The sequence below is a fragment of the Desulfoluna spongiiphila genome, from assembly GCF_900101345.1.
Taxonomy (GTDB): domain Bacteria; phylum Desulfobacterota; class Desulfobacteria; order Desulfobacterales; family Desulfolunaceae; genus Desulfoluna; species Desulfoluna spongiiphila.
The window spans coordinates 73800-94836 of record NZ_FMUX01000006.1 but is presented as its reverse complement, the minus strand read 5'-3'; the positions used below and the strand labels follow the sequence as shown (position 1 = coordinate 94836).

General features: G+C 59.0%; 14 protein-coding genes. 7 read left to right on the top strand and 7 right to left on the bottom strand.

Annotated elements, in window-relative coordinates; genetic code table 11:
* Positions 1–92: 92 nt before the first annotated feature.
* A complete protein-coding gene (locus BLQ12_RS10015; protein ID WP_302846767.1) occupies positions 93–1577 on the bottom strand; it encodes a UDP-N-acetylmuramate--L-alanine ligase in 1485 nt (494 codons plus the stop codon).
* Between the two features lie 473 nt (positions 1578–2050).
* Positions 2051–3337 (bottom strand): glutamate-1-semialdehyde 2,1-aminomutase, encoded by a 1287-nt coding sequence (gene hemL / locus BLQ12_RS10010; RefSeq protein WP_092210513.1) that lies wholly within the window; start codon positions 3335–3337, stop codon positions 2051–2053.
* Positions 3338–3563: 226 nt separating this feature from the next.
* On the opposite strand from hemL, the gene BLQ12_RS10005 reads away from it, so the two are divergent.
* Positions 3564–4319, top strand: a complete 756-nt coding sequence (locus tag BLQ12_RS10005) for an RNA 2'-phosphotransferase (RefSeq protein ID WP_092210512.1) — start codon at positions 3564–3566, stop codon at positions 4317–4319.
* 282 nt (positions 4320–4601) lie between these two features.
* Here BLQ12_RS10005 and BLQ12_RS10000 read toward each other — a convergent pair whose 3' ends face one another.
* Positions 4602–5699 carry an ATP-binding protein gene (locus tag BLQ12_RS10000; RefSeq protein ID WP_092210511.1) on the bottom strand — a complete coding sequence of 366 codons (1098 nt, stop codon included), beginning with the start codon at positions 5697–5699 and terminating at the stop codon, positions 4602–4604.
* A 209-nt stretch (positions 5700–5908) separates the two neighbouring features.
* Here BLQ12_RS10000 and BLQ12_RS09995 point away from each other — a divergent pair, with 209 nt between their 5' ends.
* Both BLQ12_RS09995 and BLQ12_RS09990 read left to right on the top strand, forming a co-directional pair.
* On the top strand, positions 5909–6760 hold the full coding sequence (locus BLQ12_RS09995; protein ID WP_092210510.1) for an alpha/beta hydrolase: 852 nt from the start codon (positions 5909–5911) through the stop codon (positions 6758–6760).
* Between the two features lie 115 nt (positions 6761–6875).
* Positions 6876–7340 (top strand): DUF3015 family protein, encoded by a 465-nt coding sequence (locus tag BLQ12_RS09990; protein ID WP_092210509.1) that lies wholly within the window; start codon positions 6876–6878, stop codon positions 7338–7340.
* Positions 7341–7452: 112 nt separating this feature from the next.
* On the opposite strand, the gene BLQ12_RS09985 is transcribed toward BLQ12_RS09990, so the two are convergent.
* Positions 7453–10539: an ABC transporter substrate binding protein gene (locus tag BLQ12_RS09985; RefSeq protein WP_139163931.1), complete on the bottom strand. Its 3087-nt coding sequence runs from the start codon at positions 10537–10539 to the stop codon at positions 7453–7455.
* Positions 10540–10848: 309 nt separating this feature from the next.
* Positions 10849–12084 carry a DEAD/DEAH box helicase gene (locus BLQ12_RS09980; RefSeq protein ID WP_092210507.1) on the bottom strand — a complete coding sequence of 412 codons (1236 nt, stop codon included), beginning with the start codon at positions 12082–12084 and terminating at the stop codon, positions 10849–10851.
* A gap of 492 nt (positions 12085–12576) precedes the next feature.
* Here BLQ12_RS09980 and BLQ12_RS09975 point away from each other — a divergent pair, with 492 nt between their 5' ends.
* The gene (locus BLQ12_RS09975) at positions 12577–12909 is read left to right on the top strand and encodes a CGGC domain-containing protein (protein WP_092210653.1); all 333 of its coding nucleotides are present in this window, start codon (positions 12577–12579) and stop codon (positions 12907–12909) included.
* A gap of 76 nt (positions 12910–12985) precedes the next feature.
* Here the strand turns inward: BLQ12_RS09975 and BLQ12_RS09970 are convergent, their stop codons facing one another.
* The gene (locus BLQ12_RS09970; protein WP_175469629.1) at positions 12986–15034 is read right to left on the bottom strand and encodes a methyl-accepting chemotaxis protein; all 2049 of its coding nucleotides are present in this window, start codon (positions 15032–15034) and stop codon (positions 12986–12988) included.
* A 502-nt stretch (positions 15035–15536) separates the two neighbouring features.
* Positions 15537–16544, bottom strand: a complete 1008-nt coding sequence (locus tag BLQ12_RS09965; protein ID WP_092210505.1) for an isocitrate dehydrogenase — start codon at positions 16542–16544, stop codon at positions 15537–15539.
* A 559-nt stretch (positions 16545–17103) separates the two neighbouring features.
* Between BLQ12_RS09965 and BLQ12_RS09960 the strand changes: the two genes are divergently transcribed.
* From BLQ12_RS09960 to BLQ12_RS09950, 3 genes are read left to right on the top strand one after another with little or no spacing between them, the layout of a single operon-like run.
* Positions 17104–18543: an acyl-CoA dehydratase activase gene (locus BLQ12_RS09960; RefSeq protein WP_175469628.1), complete on the top strand. Its 1440-nt coding sequence runs from the start codon at positions 17104–17106 to the stop codon at positions 18541–18543.
* A complete protein-coding gene (locus tag BLQ12_RS09955; RefSeq protein WP_175469627.1) occupies positions 18540–19586 on the top strand; it encodes a 2-hydroxyacyl-CoA dehydratase subunit D in 1047 nt (348 codons plus the stop codon). Before BLQ12_RS09960 ends, BLQ12_RS09955 begins: the two co-directional genes overlap by 4 nt.
* Entirely contained in the window at positions 19583–20932 is a 1350-nt protein-coding gene (locus BLQ12_RS09950) for a 2-hydroxyacyl-CoA dehydratase subunit D (RefSeq protein ID WP_092210502.1), read from the top strand. The genes BLQ12_RS09955 and BLQ12_RS09950 overlap by 4 nt, the downstream gene beginning before the upstream one ends.
* The last annotated feature ends 105 nt before the right edge of the window (positions 20933–21037 follow it).

The window sequence follows — 21037 nt, the reverse complement described above, 5'->3', positions numbered from 1 at the left end:
ACTCGGCGTTCACGTTCATGAGGCCGTCACTGAATAATAAACCGAATAGTAATACGATACCTCTTTGCGGTGCAAGGGCTAAGGAACAGGGATCATGCGACCCCGCCACCCTTTTTCCCTTCGGCATGCCGGGCCTCCAGCATGGCCAGAAGGCGGCCGTGGATCCCTTCAAAGCCACCGTTTGACATCACCATCAGAAGATCCCCTTTCCGAGCGTTGGCCCGGCAAAAATCAACAATGCCTCCGGCATCGGGAAAAAGGTGCGCGTCCTTGCCTGAGGCCCCGAGGGCCTTTACCAGCGCATCGGAAGAGAATCGTTCCCCTTCGGGAACCTTCTCCGGTTGGGGCGGGGTGCGCACGCACACAAGATCCGCCGCATCAAAGGCCGTGGCATAGGCAGCCTGGAACACATCGCGCATGCTGGAGTTGGTGCGGGGCTCAAAGATGGCCACGAGCCGCCGGTCCGGGTAAAAGGAACGCACCGCAGCCAAGGTACTGGCCACGGCCGTGGGGTGATGGGCAAAATCGTCCACCACCAGAATGCCCCCTTCTTCCCCCCGAATCTCCTGACGGCGCCTGACCCCCTTGAAGGAGGCAAGGGCGTCTGCCACCACGTGCCGATCCAGGCCCAGACGGTGACAGGCCGCGATGACGGCCACGGCGTTTTCCACGTTGTGGCCCCCGGGCATGGGCAGGGCATACTCCCCGTAAAGTTCCCCTTTGTGAAAGAGGCGAAAGCAGGTGGCCGGTGCCGTGTCCTTCAGAATCTCCGGACGCCAGAGGGATTCCCCCTTGAACCCGTAGGTCAGGACCTCACAGGGGGCTTCAGCCGTCACCCGGGCCACGTTTGAGCCAGGCCCGGCCACCACGGCGGCCTCGGGCCTGTGGCGGCCCATGAACCTCTGGAACGAGCCCATGACATCGCCAAGGTCGTCATAGATATCGGCGTGGTCGAACTCCACGCTGGTGAGGATCGTCACCTCGGGATCGTAGTGCATAAACTTGGGGCCCTTGTCAAAAAACGCGGTGTCGTACTCGTCCCCTTCCACCACCAGGAACTCGCCTTGGCCCACCTTGCAGTTGCGGGAAAAATTCTGGAGCACGCCCCCGATCATGAAGCTGGGGTCCTTGCCCGCATGATTCAGCACCCAGGCCATCATGGACGAGGTCGTGGTCTTGCCGTGGGTCCCGGCCACCACCACCGTACGCTTCCCCCGACCGAAAAAACCGGCCACGGCCTCGGGAAACGAGCAGTAAGGCAGGCCCCGTTCACCCAAAGCCAGTGCCTCCGGGTTGTCCTTGCGGATGGCGTTGCCCACCACCACCAGGTCGGCATCCCCTAAGTGCTCGGCCTTGTACCCCTCGAGCAGGGTAATCCCGTTGTCGGCGAGCAGGTCGCTCATGGGCGGGTAGATGCCGTTATCGGAACCGCTCACCTCAAGGCCAATCTCCTTGAGCATCAGGGCCAGGGCCCCCATGCCCGTGCCGCACACGGCAATGAGGTGCACGCGCCGTACCCCTTGGGGGATTGTATTCAACGAGGACTTCAGGTGATGTGGGGGTGTCTTCTGCATCATATCTCCAGGTTCGCGAATGCCCAGGGCTTGGCCCGGTAATTTTTATTTTTTGAATTGTAACTATTCAGCTCTTAAAAAGCGGCCTCCGGCGGCAAGGTGTGCCACCTTGAAAGCAGGTAGCGGATGCGTTTTGCCCCTCGTTCCTCGGGTCAAATCACATCCGCCTTTCAAACAAACGTCGGCCTTGATTATCGTTTGACCATCGGCCTATTTATATCACCCCACGAACCCCCTTGTCCCCCTGGAGTGCGGCACGGGTAACGACGGGCTAAAAAGCCGCACCGGAGTGCGGCGCTCCGTTTCGGTCGATCTTTCTCGTTTTTTTGAGAGTTCCGACACAAACTTCATCCAAAAAGAACCATGAAGGCCTGTTTGTAAAACGTTTGCATGATGTCTGCCTCCATGCATTCGCCATAGGGTTTCAAGGTGCCCCCACCTTGCCGCCGGAGGCATGCTTTTGGTTTTTTCCTTGCCTAACCGGCCAGCTCGGCCAGCACCTTGGTGGCTGTGGCGATGGTGGTATCAATGTCCTCATCGGTATGGGCGGCCGAGACAAAGGCTGCTTCGAACTGGGAGGGCGCAAGGTAGATGCCCTCTTCGAGCATGCGGTTGTAGTAGGCACTGAAGAGTTCAAGGTCCGAGGTCTTGGCGTCCTCGAAGTTGGCCACGGGACCTGCGGTGAAATAAAGGCCGAACATGGAACCCGCGGTGTCGGCGGTGCAGGGGACGCCCGCTTTGTCGGCGGCTCCTTTAAGGCCGTTGACCAGGCGGGTGGTTTTTGCGGAGAGGGCCTCGTAGAAGCCGGGCTCCCGGATGGCCTTTAAGGTCTCGATGCCTGCGGCCATGGCCAGGGGGTTGCCGGACAGGGTCCCGGCCTGGTAGACGGGACCGCTGGGGGCGATGTGAGCCATGATGTCGGCCCGGCCGCCGTAGGCGCCCACGGGGAGGCCTCCGCCGATAATCTTGCCCATGGTGGTCAAATCAGGGGTGATGCCGTACAGGGACTGGGCGCCGCCCAGGGCCACGCGGAAACCGGTCATAACCTCGTCCACGATGAGCAGGGCCCCGTGCTTTTCGGTCTCTTCCCTTAAGACCTTGAGAAAATCGTTCTTGGGCTTGATAAAGCCCATGTTGCCCGCGATGGGCTCCACGATGATACAGGCCACCTTGTCGCCCATGGAGGTCATCACCTCACGCACCTTGTCGATGTCGTTATAGGGAATGGAGAGGGTATGCTTAATGGTGTCCTCGGGCACGCCGGGGCTGCCCGCGATGTTGTAGGTAGCCACGCCGGAACCGGCGGCCACGAGAAAAGAGTCGGCGTGGCCGTGGTAGCAGCCGTCGAACTTGATGACCACGTCCCGGCCGGTAAAGCCCCGGGCAAGGCGGATGGCGCTCATGGTGGCCTCGGTGCCGGAGTTCACCATGCGCACCACGTCCACGGATGCCACGGTGTCGATGACCAGCTCTGCCAGGTCGATCTCCAGCTCGGTGGGGGCGCCGAAGCTGGTCCCTTTTTCGATGGCGTCTCTCAGGACGGCGTTCACCCGCTCCGGTGCATGGCCCAGGATCATGGGGCCCCAGGAGCCCACGTAGTCGAGATACCCGTTGCCGTCGGCATCATACACCCGGGCGCCCTTGGCGCGTTCAATAAAAAGGGGATCCCGTCCCACGGACTTGCAGGCCCTTACGGGGCTGTTCACACCACCGGGAATCACGGTCTGTGCCCGGTCAAAAAGCGCTTTTGATGTTGTATCCATACGCGTTCAAAGCTCCTTGTGTTATGATGCGATGGCAAAAATCAGTGCCCTGACTTTTTCAATGGGCCATCATGGAAACCAACTATGGGGTTAGAGCCACAGGCAAGAGGACGCCCGGCTCGTGCTTAAAAATAGACTCTCTTGACTTACCATCAACGGATTAAAATGCAACAGCCATTTTCAAATCGTGGTGGGACCGGCAAGGATACACCAGGAACGTGACATCATGAGCCAGATCAAAGCCGCCAAAGCCTTCGCAAAAATGCTCACCTACACCCTGGGGGTGGACCCGTATGAGTTCGGCCTCGTCCCCGACGAAGAGGGGTACGTCAAAATCAAGGAGTTCCTCAAGGCCGTCACCGAAGAAGAGGGGTGGCGCCACATCCGGGAAGGCCACATCAAAGAGGTATGCCTCACCGTCACCCCCTGCCCCGTGGAGGTATCGGAGAAAAAAATCCGCGCCGTGGACCGAAGCCGCCTGGCCCTGCCCCGTTACGAGGCCGAAATCCCCGGAGAGCTTTACGCCGCCATCCGAAGCAGGGCCTGGCCCAGGGTCCACGCACGGGGCATCGCCCCCACGGACGAGTCCCTGATCCGCCTGGCAACGGACAAGGCCTTTGCCAAACGACTCGGCAAGCGCATCGACCCGTCCCCTGTCATCCTCACCGTCCATGTCCCCATGGCCGAAGACGACGGCATTGTCTTCCAGAAAGCCGCCAATCATCTCTACCTGGCCCACGAACTCCCGGCCAAAGCCCTCTCCGGCCCGGGCCTCCCCAAACCCGACGAACCAAAAAAACAGGCCGCCAAAAAGAAACCCAAGCCCCAGGCTCAGCCCGCCCCGGGAAGCGTCCTCCTCGACACCGACGACCTGCCCGCCAACCCCCACAAACGAAAGAACGGCAAAAAAGACAAAGAGAGCTGGAAAGAGAACAAGAAACGATTTCGGAGGGAAAAGGGCCGGCTCGGCGACGAGGGCTGACGCGTGCATCTATGACGCTAATAACGGAAAAAGCCATGCCTCCGGCGGCGAGGTGAGCCACCTCGAAAGCAGGTTGCCAATGCGCTTTCCCCCTCGTTCCTCGGGGAAAATCACATTCGCCTTTGGTTTTGATTGGCCTGAATCAGTTTTTTAAAAGCCTGTTTGTCAAACTTTTTAAAAGTTTAGCCCCCGGCAGGGCCGCCGGAGGCATCTTTCACCGACCTGGGAAGCGAAGGTCGGGAGCATTCGCGACCCTGGGGTGCAGGGGATTTACTCCCTGCTTTAAGGCGTATTCTCCGCCTGAAAGGCTTGAAGCATCTTGCCGGTGGAGGCAAAGGGGGTGGAGCGTTCAAAGCGTTCCAGTTTAAGGGCCCCGGCCTCGCAGGCAAAGGTGCAGACACCGCAGCCGATGCACGCCTTGGGATCGGCCACGGCTTTTCCGGTGTCCTCATCCAGGGAAAGAGCCCCGAAAAAGCAGCGTTCCAGGCACTGGCCGCACATGACGCAGTCGTCGGTTGCCCTGGGCACAAAGTTGGAGGGAGAGATGGATTCGGGGTTGTCCCAGCGGGTCCGCCCCCTCACCTGGGAGCAGCAGCACTCGCAGCAGAGGCAGATGGTGGAGCTCTCTTTTTCCACGTTCTCGGTGTTGGGAACCAGCCCTAAACGAATCATCTCATCCATATAAGAAAGGGCCTGCTCCCGGGTCACGCGCTTTCCAAGGCCGATGCTCTCAAAATGAAGGGCGGTAAAGCCGATCATGATGCAGCTGCCGATGGGAAATTTATCCCGGCACTCCCGGTCTCCGGCCTTTTCCGCCCGGGTCCGGCAGGGGCAGGGCACCAGCACGAAGTCCTCCGTGGACAGGCTCGCAACAAAGCTGTGGGCCTCCTCCGAGGTCATGACCTTTTCTCCGCAGCGAATGGCCTCTTCCACGGGGATGGTTCTGAACACGGGGCTTCCCGCTTCGCTGGTTTCGTAGTAGCGGCCGTAGCCCTTGTCGATGAAAAAATCGCGATAAAGGGTGATGGCCTTCAGATCGTCTTCCCTTAAGTCGCTGTAAAAATGGTGGAGGTTCAAGAGAACGGGGATGGGAGGAAGGCAGAACATGGTCCCCATGCCCACCAGGGCGTTCTTTTTATGAGCCGAGTCTATGCGACGCCCCACCTCCTCCACGGAAAGGCCGGTGGCTTCGGCCACCTGCTCAAAGGTGACAAAGGCGGGGAGCACGTCCAGGTGCCGGACCACCTCCGCCTCTTCCGGGGTGTACACAAGCTTGAGGTATTCAAGAAACGAAGGGGTGAACTCGCCCTCGACCCGGGGAACCCTCATGGGATTCCGATTCATCCTCTCTGCAATGGTGATGTATGCATCCTTGCCCATGGAACCGCCTCCTTAGCATGGTTTATTCTGGAATGCACCGGCCCTTTGCTTAAGGGCGTTGCGGCACGACGCCACCAACGGTCCCACATCATACGTGAAAAATCAATACTTCACATGTAAAGCAGTCACCACCCAGGCCCGACTTGTGATATAACGGCCCAAGCCCGGCCACATACCCCCCTGCAACCTTCACGAGACTGGAATTCGCCATGAACCGACACACCCCGCTCATCGTACTGATGCTCCTTTTATTCACCGGCTGCGCCAACGGGCTCTTTTACCACCCTGACAACCGGCTCTACCAGACCCCGGACACCCCTTACGAAGAGGTCTCCTTTAAAAGCCTTGACGGCACCCGCCTGACGGGCTGGTTCATTGCCTCACCTGTAGCTAAGCCCTTGGGCACGGTCATTCATTTCCACGGCAACGCGGCCAACATCTCCAACCATTACGGCTTTGTCGAGTGGCTCCCCGACGCAGGGTTCAACCTCTTCCTCTTTGATTACAGGGGATACGGAGACTCCGAGGGCAAACCCGGAAGGCAGGGTGTGTTTGAGGACTCCGTGGCCGCCCTGAGGTACGTGGCCTCCCGGCGGGATGTGGACCCGTCCCGTCTCATCGCCTTTGGCCAGAGCCTGGGCGGTGCCAATGCCGTGGCCGCTGCGGCCGCGACCCCGGATGTCCCTTTAAAAGGGGTAATCGTAGACAGCTCGTTTTTTTCCTACCGGTCCATCGTCCGCGATAAAATCGATCTCATCCCCGTCATCAGGTGGCTGAAATGGCCCCTCTCCTTTGTCATGGCCACCAACGGCCACAGCCCCGGGCCTGTCATTGAACGCCTATCCCCTACCCCGGTGCTCATCATCCACGGCACCCGGGACCGGGTGATTCCTTACGACCACGGGCGTCGCCTGTATGACGCCGCCGGCTACCCCAAAACCATGTGGACTGTCAAAGGCGGGGTCCACACAGATGCCCTCATGACATGGCGAGACATCTACAGGAAAAAGCTTGCCGAGACGTTGCGAAATCTCGCAGGAGGAAAGCCAGCCCTTGAATAAATCTTTTTTTTTACATATATTGTCGTCGTAGCTTTACTCCCCCCTTGCCGCAAACCATTATAAACGTATTTTACTTGCGGCACGTTCACCTACCATTTCATTTCAGGAGAGAACCATGAAAAAGTGCATTATCACGTTGGGTATTCTGTTTATGTTGGTCGGTACCACTTACGGCAAAACTGTATCTGAAGATTGCGGATGTGGCCTTGGCAGGGTAGCAATCGGAGAAAAAGAAGGACTGGGCTGGAACCTTCTGGGCACCTTTCTGAACGGGCTTTGCGGCAACCAGACCTTCGGCATGTCATCCGGCACCCTGGAGTGCGGCGAAACCACGAAATTCGCCATCAATGAGCGCATCAACACCTTTGTAGCGGGCAACATGGACAGCCTTGCCATGGACATCGCCTCGGGTGGGGGCGAGTCCCTTAGCGCCCTTGCCGAAATCGCCCAGGTCGACCCTGCCCTCAGGGAGCCCCTGGCCTCTGAGCTCCAGGCCAGTTTCGATGCCATCTACCCCGACGCCGACGTCAGCTACACCCATGTCGCCAACGCCCTTCGTGAGGTGTTTGCACGCATTTGATCGGTAAGATCACGACGCACAACACGCACCGAGACGAAAAAACCCCCGGCGTTCCCGCCGGGGGCCCTCCCCCATCAAACACATCACATATGGCATGACCCGTGGGCCATGGTCAGCCCGCCGGTGCGTCCAGGGCCCGGCGCACCTGGTCCGCAAGTTCCCCCATGCTCACCGGTTTTTTCACAATGCCAAGCACCCCCAGCCCTTTGGAGGTGCGCTCCTGGGCGGCATCTTTCAGGCCAGTGCAGAGAAGGACCGGCAACGGCCATCCCATGTCGCGCACCCTTGCCACAAGCTGAAGACCCGTCATCCGGGGCATGGTCATATCAGTGAGCATCAGCTGCACCGACTCCGGATCCGCGGAGATAATTTCAAGGGCTTCCCGGCCGCTTGACGCCACCGACACCCGGTATCCAAGTCGCTCAAGCATCATCTGCTCCACCATGCACACCTCCTCTTCATCATCCACCACAAGGATGTGCTCATGGCCCACGGGCACAGGGGCCGTAACCGATACGCTCTCTTCGATGCAGGCCGTCTCCATGCAGGGGAGATGCACGGTGAAGGTCGTCCCCACCCCGAGGGTGCTGTCCACGTCAATCTCACCCCCGTGGTTCTCCACGATCCCGTGCACAACGGCCAATCCCAGGCCGGTGCCTTTTTCTTTGGGCTTGGTGGTAAAATACGGATCGAAAATACAATCCATGACACTGGGGTCGATCCCGCCGCCGGTATCCCGGATGGTGAGGCTGACACCGCACGACCCGTCGGGGCCCGCCTTGTCTCCCGGTGCCAGCTTCACCCAGATGCAGCCGCTCCTGCCCTCCATGGCGTGGTAGGCATTGGTCACCAGGTTCATCACCACCTGATGAATCTGGGTGGCATCCCCCATCACCGGCAGGATCTCTCCGGTGATATCCACCCGCAGGTCGATGGTTGCGGGCAGGCTGGCCCGGACCAGTTCCAGCACCTCGGTGAGGACCTCGGGGATCATCACGGGCTCGAAGACCTGGTCCCCCTTACGACTGAAGGCAAGGATCTGGTTCACAAGTTTTTTCGCCCGCAGGGAGCTTGCATGGATCTTGTTCAGGTAACGGCCGTGGGGGCTTGAGGCAGCCGTCTCCTCCTGCATCATCTGCACATACCCCATGATGGGAAACAGAATATTATTGAAATCATGGGCGATGCCACCTGCCAGGGTGCCGATGGCCTCCATCTTCTGGGACCGGATCAGGCTGATCTCCATGGCCTTCTTTTCCTGTTCGTTCTCCAGGCGCTCCATCTCGTTGGCAATGCCCTTGGCAAGGATGGCCACCACCTCCTGGGTCCGCTTGGGGATGGAAAACCGGGACTTAGACAGGGCGCACATGACCCCGATAATCTTTCCGTTGTGATCCCTCAATGGAAACCCCAGGTACCCTTCCGCCCCCACCTGCCGGAGCATGGTGTTGGCCGGGAACCGGTCCCGCACCCCCTCGGGATAGATGCAGACCCCTTCGTTCATGGACTCGAAACAGGGGGTCCCCAGCAGGTGATAGGTCATGGACTCCTTCATGTATCCGTCCTGCACCATGGCCAGGGTATGGACCATGTTGCCCTCCCTGATCTCCCCGATGATGGCGGTGTCGCACCCCAGAAAGGCGCAGAGCTGGCGAACCGCCCCGTCGAAAAAGTCCTGTTCCACGCGTCCTGCCAGGGTCTCCACCAGGGCTTTCATGGCGGTGTCCTCTTGCTTGGCGTCGGTGATGTCCGTTGCCATGCCGGCAATCTTGGAATCCAGGTCACCGGCTTCTTCGATGCTGAAGCCCCGAAACCGGATCCACCTCAGCCGTCCCTTGACGTCCCGCATGCGAAACTCGATGGCCTCCATCCCCTCCTGGCCGGACTGCAGTCGGACCAGGTAGGCAAAAAAAGATTCCCGGTCGTCCTCATGGATGGCTTCCCGGATAAGGGAGGGATTCCGACGCACCTTGGATGGAGACAGCCCGAGGACCTGTTCCACGGCAGGGCTGATCTCCTGGATCTCCCGGGTCGCCATGGACCCCACGCAGAACACCTCCTCCATGTGCCGGGTCAACCGGCGAAAGCGCAGCTCGCTTTGGGCCACCTGTTCGTCGGCGCGTCGCCTGTGAAAGGCGATGACGGCAAGGACACATGCCAGGAAAGAGATCCCCCCGATCCCCCCCAGGGCGATGCGGGTATAAAATCCGTAGGGGCCGCCCCATGGGGCGACATCCTGATAGCGGTCCACCCCGCTGGGAATGAGGGAAAGGGACATGCCCCTTGCTTTCATGGCCTCGGGGTCCACGACAAAACGATGGGGACTGTCCGCCTCCACGGGGACCTCAAAGGGCGGCGTGCCCGACAGGATCTCAAGGGCCATCTCCGCGGCCCGATGGCCCTGATCAAAATGGCTGATCAGCTTGCCGCCGATAACGCCCTGCCCCATGCCGTGGTACCAGAGATGGTACAGGGGAGAGGCCAGGTTTTCCGTGATCAGGGACAGGGCACGGCCAAAATCGATGCGATGTCCGGTCCTGTCCACAAAGGCCGACAGCAGCAGCACCGCATCCCGGTTACCGAAGGTTTGAAGCACCTCTGCCAGCTCTTCGAAACTCAGGTTTTCAAGGGAAAGCACAGAAAACTGAATGGATTTAAAACCCCGGGCCGCGGCATGGAAATGGTCCAGCACGCCCTTAACACTCACGGTGTTGTCGGAGATGGCGACGATGCGACGCACGTCCGGTTGCAACCGGGTCATCAGGGTAAGGGTCTCGGAGAGGGAGACCGACTCCACCACCCCCGTCACCAGAGGGTTCTCGTTTTGCTCCAAGGCAAGGCGCCGGTTGTTCACCCCGAAAAAAACAATGGGAATGTGCTTAAACAGGCCTTCCTGGTGGGCCAGAACGTAATGCAGGGCGTTATCGTCACCGGCCAGGATCAGGTCGTAGGCAGGAAGGCGGGAGAGCTTATAGGTAAGAAGGTTGTGAAAATGCGCCTGGATTTCAGGGGGATCGAATCGCTTTGTGTCAATGCATTCGATATCAAGGTGAACAGATCGGGGATCCAAAACGGAACGGATGCCTTCCACCTGCCTGAAAAAGGTCGGGTACCCCGGATGGTACGAGCTGAGGAACAGCACATTTTTGCCCCCCTGAACCGGCTTGCCGGCCCAGGCGGAAGGCACCTGCAACACCATGCACAGGCATCCTGCCGCAAGAAACACAAACGCGGCCTTCACCCACCCATGCAAACAGAAACACCCCCTTGAGGGCCCTGGATATGTCCTCACGCTACTCCCCCCAGCCAGCGGTCATTTTCCGGCCCGTAATCCCCCGGCCTCGGCCGGGATGCCGCCGTACGCATCTAAACACCTGCACATGATATCGTCCCGCCGCTGCGGTTTCTTTATTTTTTCATACCGCCCCGCACCCCGTGGCCCCGGCCAGCTGACACGGCCCGGGGCGAACCCATAGGGGTACATCCCCGGTTTACAGCACAAAAAAGACTACTTGCGTCTCTTTTTCTTCTTCCGGTTCTTTTCAAAGGCTTCCTGCTCGGCAATGAGCTCTTCGGCAGACAGTTCGTTGGAAAAGTGAAGGGTCGCTGCGTAATCGGTCTTTCCAACGCGCAGCACCTCGATCTCTTTGCCGAGGAACCCCTGGATCTCTTCCAGGCGGTCTTTCTCCTCTTTGCTGCAAAAGGACAAGGCCACCCCTTTGTTCATGCCGCGGCCCGTACGGCCCACCCGATGGACGTAGTTTTCCGCCACCTCGGGCAGATCGTAGTTGATCACCACGGTGACGTCCGGGATATCAATGCCCCGGGCACTCACATCGGTGGCGATGAGCATCCGGCAGGCCCCCTCCTTGAACGCCTTCATGGCTTCAAGGCGCTGGCCCTGGTCCTTCTCCCCGTGGATGGAGAGAGCTTCGATGCCCACACGGGCCATGGCCTTGGCCACCCGCTCGGCTCGCACCCGGGTGCGCACAAAAACCACCATTTTGCTCTCGGGGTTGTCCCGGACATAACGCTCCAGAAAAAACCGTTTGTCATCCATCTCCACAAACATCACGGCATGGGAGACATTTTTTGAGACAGGGTCCTCGGGGGACAGCTGGATGCGGATGGCGGAACTTTTCACCTGGGAGAAGGCCAGCTTTTTGATTTTTTCATTGATGGTGGCCGAGAAGAAAAGGGTCTGGTGCTTTCGGGTGATCTTCTTTTTTACAAAGCGGATGTCGTCGATGAAGCCCAGGTCCAGCATGCGGTCGGCCTCGTCCAGCACCAGGGTGTCGATGCGGTCCAGGCCGATGTACCCCTGGCTGATCAGATCGAACATCCGTCCGGGCGTGGCCACCAGCACATCAATACCGCCCTGGAGCTTTTTAATCTGGGCATCCTGCTCCACCCCGCCGTACAGGGCGAAGGTCTTTACCTTGGTGTGGCGGGAAAGGCTTTCGAACACCTCTCCGATCTGGGCGGCAAGCTCCCGTGTGGGCACCATGACGATACAGCGGATGCCGTAGGAGCGCTTGCTGCTCTTCCCACGCTGGATCCTGTCGATGAGGGGAATGGCAAAGGCGGCCGTCTTTCCCGTGCCTGTCTGGGCGATGGCCAGCACATCTTCCCCCTTCTGGATGGAGGGGATCGCCTTGAACTGGATGTCCGTCGGCCGTTTGAACCCGAGCTGGGCCAGGTTCTTTTTGATGTCGGCGGATATATAATATTGATCGAATTTCATTCGGTTTCCTTCGCGTCATGGTGGTCATGGGCAGCAACGCCCCCACGGCCACGGAATTCTTGGTATCCCGGGCATGTCGGGGTTCGGGCGGACAATACGCCCCGTTAGCGATGCCTGCGGCATGTGGCACGTGGGGGTTTTCCTGGCTTTCCCTTTCAACTAAGGGCGCGTTTCGGTTTTTGCCAAGGCCTAACCCACTTGTTTTTTGCCGTTTCGGTTCATCCACTTACATGCGAATCATGAAAATAGCAACACCCGATCCTGCAGGGGTCAGCCCCTACCCCACGGCCCGGGAACATTGTTTTATCTCTCTTGATAGCGACTAGTATTTGTGTTAATGAGTACCGGGACAGTCTGAAGCCACGTTTCGAGAGGTCTTTACCCTTTTAAAGCCCACGTCGAAACACCACGAAACGCATCGGATATAAGGTAGACAAACACCGCCCGATGCTTGGAAGCCCCACACCCAATAAACCGGAAGAGACCAGTGAGATGAAAAAAGTAGGAATCATTCGTTGTCGACAGACAGAAGATATGTGCCCCGGCACCACGGATTTCAGGATCGCCTCCCAGGGAACCCTTGCCTTTGAAGAGACAGGCCCCGTAGAGATTATAGGGTTTGTCAGCTGCGGAGGCTGCCCCGGAAAGCGGGCCATCGCCCGGGCCAAGCTGATGGTGGACCGAGGCGCCGAGGCCATTGTCTTTACCTCGTGCATCTCAAAGGGCAACCCCATCGGGTACCCCTGCCCCCATTATGCCAACATGCGGGACGCCATCATCAAAAAGATCGGACCGGACGTCAAGATCATCGAGTACACCCATTAAGGGCCGGAAGCCATGCCCGTCACCCGACATGGCCCCGAAGGCCCCCGGCAAGATGCCGGGGGCTTTTTTTCTCAGCCTACACTTTAAAGCGCCCCACCAGGTCGGACACCTCCATGGCAAGCCCGGAAAGGGCCTCGGCACTGTTGCTCACCCGGGCGCTGCTGGACGACGTCTCCCCTGAGATCCGGTTTATCTGGGAGATCTCATCAGCGATACTGTGTGACACCAGGGAACTCTGGGCCACGTTTTCGTTGACCTCCTGAATCCCCGTGGAAGCCTGGGCAACGTTCCCGGCGATCTCCTGGGTGGTGACGGCCTGCTCCTTGACGGCTTCGGCGATGGTGGTGACGATGCCGTTGACGTTGTCGATGACCCGGGTGATCTGGCTGATCTCCCCTGCGGTCTCGGACGTGGAATTCTGGATCCCTTCGATGTGGCTGCGGATCTCCTGGGTCGCCCCGGCGGTTTGGCTGGCCAGGTCCTTGATCTCATTGGCCACCACCGCAAAACCGCGACCGGCCTCCCCGGCCCGGGCCGCTTCGATGGTGGCATTAAGGGACAACAGGTTGATCTTCGCTGAAATCTCCGTGATCACCTCGGTGACGTGACTGATCTCCTGGGCCGCGGTCCCCAGGGTGTCCATCTTACCGGCCGCGCTGTGGGCCTGGCTTACCGCTTCGCGGGTGATGCTGTGGGACTTATCGGAGTGATCCGAAATCTCGGAGATGGTCACCGTCATCTCCTCGGCCGCCGAGGCCACCATGTTCATGTTGGCAGAGGCCTGCTCGGTTGCCGCGGCGATGGACTGCATGGTGGCGCTCATCTCTTCCGATGAGGCCGAAGCCGTACCGGATTTGGTGGAGACCTCGTCGGCTCCTTCGCTCATCACGTGGGAGATCTGGGCAAGCTCGGTGGAGGAGCTGTTTAATTTTTCCGCGCTTTCAGACACCAGCCGGATGATCTCCTGCACCTTGTTGATAAAGGTGTTGAACCAGTGGGAGAGCTCGGCAAGTTCGTCGCGCCCCTTGACCTTGAGGCGTACCGTCAGGTCCCCTTCTCCGTCGGCAATATCCTTCATGCCCGCGGCAATATCGTTGATGGGTCGCGTGATGGAGCGGGCAATCAAAAACCCCACACAAACGATGGCGGCGATGCCGAACAACACCACGACACCGATGAGGGTCTTGAGCTGGCGAACGGAGGCAAAGGCCTCATGCCCGTCAATCTTGGAAATCATAATCCAGTCCAGGCCGTCGATGCCCAGCTTTCCGTAGGAGACCAGCTGCTGTTCCCCTTTGTATGTGTAGGTCCCTGCCCCACTCTCCTGGGCAGAGGCGTCGTCCAGACAGGCGAAAAAGGCTTGGTCACCGGCTTTGCCTGTCCGGGTGTCTGTTCGGAACACCGCCCCCTCCCTTGTGCGGGTGACGAGAAAGGATTCCCCGGTCTCCCCCATGCCCTCACGTCTTGTGGCGATGCTGTTGAGCTGGCCGTTGTCCAGCTTCAGGGCCACAAGCCCTGTGACCCGTGCCTCCTGGGTCATGTTGTCCACAACGGAAATGGGGGCAAGGATAAAGGCGATGGGTTGGTTGTCCGCCGGGGCATACGGCATAAAGTCCGTGGTGGCAACCCCTTCGAGCCCCTGGGAAAAAACCTGTCCGAGATGAGTCTCGGACAAGGGGCCCTCCAGCACGGACTTGCCGAGATCCGGAGCCTTCCGGGCCGAGTAGACAATGCGGCCGTTTGCCTGGATCAGCAACAGGTCATTGTACCCGTACTCCGTAACGGCAAGCTTCATGGACTCCCCGTAGCGGGTATCGTAGAAGTCGTAGCCCTCCATGTTGACGGTCCCGTCCTCGTCAAAGAGCATGGGGAACCGGTTGAGGGCTTCGGACAGGGCATAGTTCTTGGACAATACAGAGATATCGCCGAGGCAGCGGGTGTAGTACTCACGGACCTGGGCTTTTTTTATCTCCTGGACAATTTTCAATTTTTCAAAGGATTGCTCAGAAAGGGATTCACTTGACTTAAAAACGGAAACGGAACCGATCACGGCCAGGGGCACGATACCGACCATCAAAAAGGTAATGAGTATCTTGGTCCCAATCTTCAGTCTGTCCAAAATCATCCTGCATGTCCTTTCACTGCGTGGGCCCTTTCCCGGCGGTAGAACCGGATCGGGCCCTGTGAGTCCCCATGTTGCCCGGCGCATGCCCCCCGAAAGGAACGTCCGTAGCCATTCCTTTCGTCATACGCCCTGGGCCAGAAGGTTGAAATACCAGCCGAACACCACCGATAAAAACACGTTGGGCCCGGTAAAACGCAACCATGCCACCCCGCGGCACGTCCCCTTGGAACGCCACCTGACAGCAGGGGCATGGCGTGTTTTTCCGTCAGCCTTATAGTGATCAACAACAGTGACTACGTCTTTGTTGATTTTTACACACGCTATCAATGGTTCATTGCCATTGATGATACCCCATGAGCTCCTTATGTCAATGCTTACAAAGAAAGGCAAAAGAAAATTCAGCTGGTCACATTTAAGGAAAGAAATTGGGGAAAGGAGAATTCCTAATCACGGCAGGAAGCCCCCGGCGGGGTGCCGGGGGCTTTTTTTCATGGGGAAAAAATCAGAGGCGTTCCATGACGGCCTGGGTGAAATCCGTGGTGCCGTGGGTGCCGCCCAGGTCGCAGGTGGTGCGGTCCCCCTCTTCGATGACGGCGGTAACGGCCCGGCGAATGGCCTCGGCCTTGTCCTGCATGCCCAGGTACTCCAGCATCTGGATGGAGGCAAGGATCACGGAGGTGGGGTTGGCCAGATTCTTTCCGGCAATGTCCGGGGCACTGCCGTGAACGGCTTCGAAGAGGGCCGCGTTGTCGCCGATGTTGGCCCCGGGAGCCATGCCCAGTCCGCCGACGAGGCCTGCACACAGGTCGGAAATGATGTCCCCGAACAGGTTCGTGGTGACGATGACGTCAAACTCTTCCGGATTCATGACCAGCTTCATGCAGGTGGCGTCCACGATCATCTCGGCGGTCTCAATGTCCGGGTACGCCGCGCTGATTTCCCGGGCCACGTCCAGGAACAGGCCGGAGGTGGATTTCAGGATGTTTGCCTTGTGGACGATGGTGACCTTTTTGCGGTTCTCTTTTCGCGCCAGCTCATAAGCAAAGCGGACAATGCGCTCTGCCCCCTCCCGGGTCACGAGGCTCATGGCCTCGGCCGTGCACCCGTCTTCGGACACGGTCTGGCCCAGCCCGGAGTACATGCCCTGGGTGTTTTCCCGCACGGTGATGATGTCGATGTTTTCGTAGCGCGCCTGGGTCCCCTTAAAGGAGATCACCGGGCGCAGGTTGGCGTAGAGATTGAACCGCTTGCGAAGGGAGACGTTGATGGAGGTAAACCCTTTGCCGATGGGTGTTGTCAGCGGCCCTTTCAGGGTGACGCCGTTTTTTTCGATAAGATCCAGGGTGCGCTGGGGCAGGAGCTCGCCGTGTTTTTCCAGGGCGGCAAGGCCCGCGTCTGCGAACTCGTACTCAAAATCGCATCCGGCCTTGTCCAGAATCTGAAGGGCTGAATCGATGATATCGGGACCGATCCCGTCTCCGGGGATCACGGTAATTTTACGCTGTGCCATGAATGTTCCTTTCTTGATGCCCCCCTTTGCGGGGCGGCGTATGGGCAATGACGAATTCGCAAATACTCGTAAAACGTCATATAAACAATAAAATCAAATCGGGCGAGACTCTTTTACAGGAGATACCCTTCGATCTCAAGGCCCCGCAGCAGAAAACAAACACACCCGCCTCACATCGAGGCAAAAAGAGAAATCCGTCCCAGGGTCATTTTGCCATCATACACCCCATGGGCCCGATTTAAAACACGAGGCTTTTTCATTATTCTTTCAATGGGTTTCACCCCGACGCCCCACCCCCTGCCCCCTTTTTCATTCCATACTTGTCGAATGGAGTATCTTATGGTAATCCTCTTTCATTACCGCACACATTTCCCCATAAACGGGTAACGCCCTGAAAACATGGTGATATCACATCATTCATCCATGTCGTCGAATGGGGCAGCACCACGGGAGACCTGGCTGGGTCTTATGTAGCGATCACAAATTAAACAGCGTTTTCGACAGAAATCTTATTTCACAGTCACAAACACATACTCACCCAGAACAAAAGAGAAAATGCATGACACATAACGGCACACTCTCAGACAACACGGGCGAAGGCTTTGCCTCCCTGCCCTTAACACCGGGACAGATTTTCTACAGGATCCCCTACCTCTTCCTCCAGAAGGCCAAAGATCGCGTCCAGGACGCCTGGGAATCCGTGGCCCCGGTCATCGACACCTTGAAAAAAGAGGCGCGCCACCACGACATTAAAGGCGAGGAGGCGGCCTCCTTTACCTGCGAAGACGGCTCCCGCGTGGAGATCAGCACCACCGTCTCCGACCTCTGGATCAAGGCCGAGGCAGCCGACCCGGCCCCTGCGTCCCCGTTTCAGAAAATCGACACCCTCATCAAGGGACTGAAAAAGCCGGCCTACAAATACATCTGCGAAAAAACCAGGGTCCTGGCCTTCCCCCTGGTCTCCGGCACCTGGGGCGACACCGTCAAAGGGTTCATCGGCCTGGACGCCGGTTCCATCTCCATCAACATCGCCTTTGTCGATGAGGCCGGCGTGGTCTTTGAAACCGACTACACCCTCACCGAAGGGGACGTCATCAACAACATCAAAAAAGCATTTTCCCGCCTTTCGGCAAAGCTCCCCGCCAACATCGACATCCTGGGCTCCGGCGTCACCGGCAGCGGCCATGAGATCTCTTCTGCCCTTCTGGGCGCCGATGTCTACGAGACCGAACTGGATGCCCACGCCGAAGCCACCCTCCACCTGCTCCCCGACACCCAGGTCATCTTCGATATCGGCGGCCAGGATTCCAAGGTGATGTACATCGAAGACGGTGAGTTGGAAGAAGCGGGCATGAACAAAAAATGCGGCGCCGGCACCGGTTCCTTTCTGGATGCCCAGGCAGACCGCCTCGGTATTCCCATTGAAAAATTCGGGGAGACGGGCCTCAAGGCCAAAAAGCCCTACAGCTTCTCCAGCATGTGCACGGTCTTCGTGGGCCGGGACCTCATCGCCGAACAGGCCAAGGGCAACACCAAGGAGAACATCATCGCAGGGCTTCACCGCTCCCTTGCCATGAACTTCTACGCCACCCTCGGCATCAACAAGAAGCACCTGAAAACCCCCATCGCCTTCCAGGGAGGCGTGGCCTCCAACATCGGGGTAAAAAAATCCCTGGAGGACCTCCTCTGCGAGGCCCGGGGCGAAAAGTTAGAGCTCTACGTGCCCATGCACCACAAGGTCATGGGCGCCATCGGCATGGCCCTGTTTGCCCGGGACGAAGTGGAAGAAAGGGGGTCTTTCCGGGGTATTGAGACCATCCAGGGGATCACCTCCGAGTTCACCGAATGCACCCGCGCCCAGGAGCTGGGCTGCAACAAGACCATGCTCTGCGACCTGGTTCACCTGTCCAGGGGCGGGGAGGTGGTTCAAACCCTCTACGCCTGCGACGCCTACGCAGCCACCCCCATGGCCCCATCGGCCGAAAGGTCCGCCCAGTGAAAAAAATAGGATGGTTCTGCACATACACCCCCCTGGAGATTCTCCACGCGGCCGGTGCCCTTCCCGTGGGCATCAAATCCGATTCCGGTGCCGAGCATGAGGACGTGGTCCTGGGAGACTCCATCTGCTCCTACGTCCGCTCCAGCATGGGGGGCGCCCTCACCGGGGCCTACGACGCCCTCTCCGGTGTGGTCATCGCCCACTCCTGCGAGTGCATGCGGCGCCTGGCCGACGGCTGGCTCTACCGCCAGGACGAGATCAAGCCCGCCATGCTTCACCTCCTGGACGTACCCAAGGTGGTCACCAACGCCAGCGTCACCTTTTTTGCAGGGGGCCTGCGGCGCATGAAAGAGGATGTGGAGGCCCACGCGGGTCCCGTCACCGAGGAGGCCTTACGGGCCTCCATGGCCCTCTTCAACAAAACCCGGGACCTCTTCCGCACCGTGGACGCCATGAGAAAAGAGGAGGCCACGGCCGTCACCGGTCGTGAGGTGGAAGCCCTCATCACCGCCTCCTGGGACATGCCCAGGGAGGAACTCAACGACCGTCTGGAAGCTTTCATCGCCGAAAAAAAAGGCCAGACCGGCGACAAGGATGCCCCGCGCATCATGGTCATCGGCGGTCCGGGCAACGGGTCCCTCATCAAAACCATCGAGGCCACGGGCGGCGTGTCCGTTGTGGAGCACATGTGCACCGGCCTCAGGGCCTTCACCGGTGAGGCCGTCCCCCACGAAGACCCCTACCGGGAGCTCGCGAGCATCTACCTCTCCGGTACTCCCTGCCCCCGCATGCTCGGGGACAAGTCCCGGGAAGCCATCGACGAGATCCAGAGCCTTATCAAAGAGTACCGGGTGGACGGAGTCCTCTACTACTCCATGAAATTCTGCGCCAACATGCAGATGCAGTGGGCCCTTTTAAAAAACGACATCCCCGTGGACGTGCCCATGAAGGTCCTCGAAGGCGACATCAGCTCCGAGATCAACGAACGTGAGGTGCAGTCATTTATCAAGAGACTCAAAAAACGACGAAAGAGAAACCGATGAACCGAGCGGAGATGATACAAGAGAACACGGAGCAGCGAAAAATTCAGGTAAAAAACCTGCTCCGCGTCAACGGCCTGGAGGGAATCGAGCCCGGGGATGCCGTGAAGATGGCCTTTCCCAAGGCCTTTGACACCCTCTCCCCGTCCGCCAAGCGGGGGTACCTCAACACCGAGCAGTTTTTTAACGCCTACAACCTCGAGACCAACGGGGAGTTCGCCTACCACCCCGTGGCCTGGCGAAGCCTTTTTGTGCCCACTGAGATCATGTACGCCATGGGGCTGCTCCCCTTTACCACGGAGATGGTGGCCTCTCAGCTCGCCATGACCGGCGCGGCGCGGGAACGCATCGAAACCGCCGAGGCCCACAACTTTTCCGGGGACCTCTGCTCCTTTATGAAAACCGTTGCAGGGGGCGTCATCGAGGACATCTTCCCCACACCGGATGTGCTCATCACCTCCACCCACCTGTGCGACCCCTCGGCCAAATACGCCGAGCTGGCCGCCCACAAATACAAACGCCCGGAGTTTATCCTGGACATCCCCTACGGCCTCTACGACCTGGCCGCGAGTACGGACGAAAAGGACATCAAACGGGTGGAAGAGGGCGTTACCTACGTCTACGAACAGCTCCTTGAAATGGTGGCCTTCGTCACGGAGCACACCGGCCTCACCCTGGAGGAGGACACCCTCCGCCAGGTCATCCGGTGGACCAACGAAGCCCGCACCTGGCTCAACGAAGGCAACGACGTGGTTCTCCAGCAGCGCACCTCGGCGAAAAAAGGGGTCCGTGAGCTGGACTACGCCGCCAACCTCATGCAGACCTGGGGTACCGAGCGCATCGTGGACGTCTACAAGTCCCGCTGCAAGGAGTACAAGGGAAGCACGGCACCGGGTGAAGACGACAGCCGCCCCCGTATCGCCTGGTTCCACCTGCGGCCCTACTTCAAGACGCCTCTCATGACCTACCTGGACGAGCGCATCGACATCTCCGCCTCCCAGGTCAACTACGCCTTCTGGGAGCCCCTGGACCCGGCGGACCCCATCCGCTCCATTGCCCGGCGAACGGTCCTGCACCCGGCCTTCTCCTCGGTGACGGCCAGAACGGGCATCGCCATCGACGAGATCCCAGAGGACACTGAAGGCATCATCGCCTACTACCCGAAGTCGTGCCGGCACTTCCACGGTGGCTCCATCATGGAAAACGAGATGTTCAAAAAAGCGGGCATCCCCATCCTCACCATCGACGGAGACTGCATCGACGACCGCGGGGAAGATTTTCCCATCGTCAAGACCCGCGTGGACCGCTTCCTGAAATCCATCAAGAAGCACCCCCGCAGCAAGCGATAGCACGGTTCAAAAACGGCCTCCGGCGCCCCTGCCGGAGGCCAACATTTCGAGTTTTCGCCGTCGTTATTCCAGTTAAACTCAAGTGACTCCCAAAGCCCCTTCATC

Bases quoted from the DNA above. Each gene is read 5' to 3' on its own strand.
- BLQ12_RS10015 (WP_302846767.1), bottom strand. From the start codon at position 1,577: ATGATGCAGAAGACACCCCCACATCACCTGAAGTCCTCGTTGAATACA.
- hemL (WP_092210513.1), bottom strand. From the start codon at position 3,337: ATGGATACAACATCAAAAGCGCTTTTTGACCGGGCACAGACCGTGATT.
- BLQ12_RS10005 (WP_092210512.1), top strand. From the start codon at position 3,564: ATGAGCCAGATCAAAGCCGCCAAAGCCTTCGCAAAAATGCTCACCTAC.
- BLQ12_RS10000 (WP_092210511.1), bottom strand. From the start codon at position 5,699: ATGGGCAAGGATGCATACATCACCATTGCAGAGAGGATGAATCGGAAT.
- BLQ12_RS09995 (WP_092210510.1), top strand. From the start codon at position 5,909: ATGAACCGACACACCCCGCTCATCGTACTGATGCTCCTTTTATTCACC.
- BLQ12_RS09990 (WP_092210509.1), top strand. From the start codon at position 6,876: ATGAAAAAGTGCATTATCACGTTGGGTATTCTGTTTATGTTGGTCGGT.
- BLQ12_RS09985 (WP_139163931.1), bottom strand. From the start codon at position 10,539: ATGGTGTTGCAGGTGCCTTCCGCCTGGGCCGGCAAGCCGGTTCAGGGG.
- BLQ12_RS09980 (WP_092210507.1), bottom strand. From the start codon at position 12,084: ATGAAATTCGATCAATATTATATATCCGCCGACATCAAAAAGAACCTG.
- BLQ12_RS09975 (WP_092210653.1), top strand. From the start codon at position 12,577: ATGAAAAAAGTAGGAATCATTCGTTGTCGACAGACAGAAGATATGTGC.
- BLQ12_RS09970 (WP_175469629.1), bottom strand. From the start codon at position 15,034: ATGATTTTGGACAGACTGAAGATTGGGACCAAGATACTCATTACCTTT.
- BLQ12_RS09965 (WP_092210505.1), bottom strand. From the start codon at position 16,544: ATGGCACAGCGTAAAATTACCGTGATCCCCGGAGACGGGATCGGTCCC.
- BLQ12_RS09960 (WP_175469628.1), top strand. From the start codon at position 17,104: ATGACACATAACGGCACACTCTCAGACAACACGGGCGAAGGCTTTGCC.
- BLQ12_RS09950 (WP_092210502.1), top strand. From the start codon at position 19,583: ATGAACCGAGCGGAGATGATACAAGAGAACACGGAGCAGCGAAAAATT.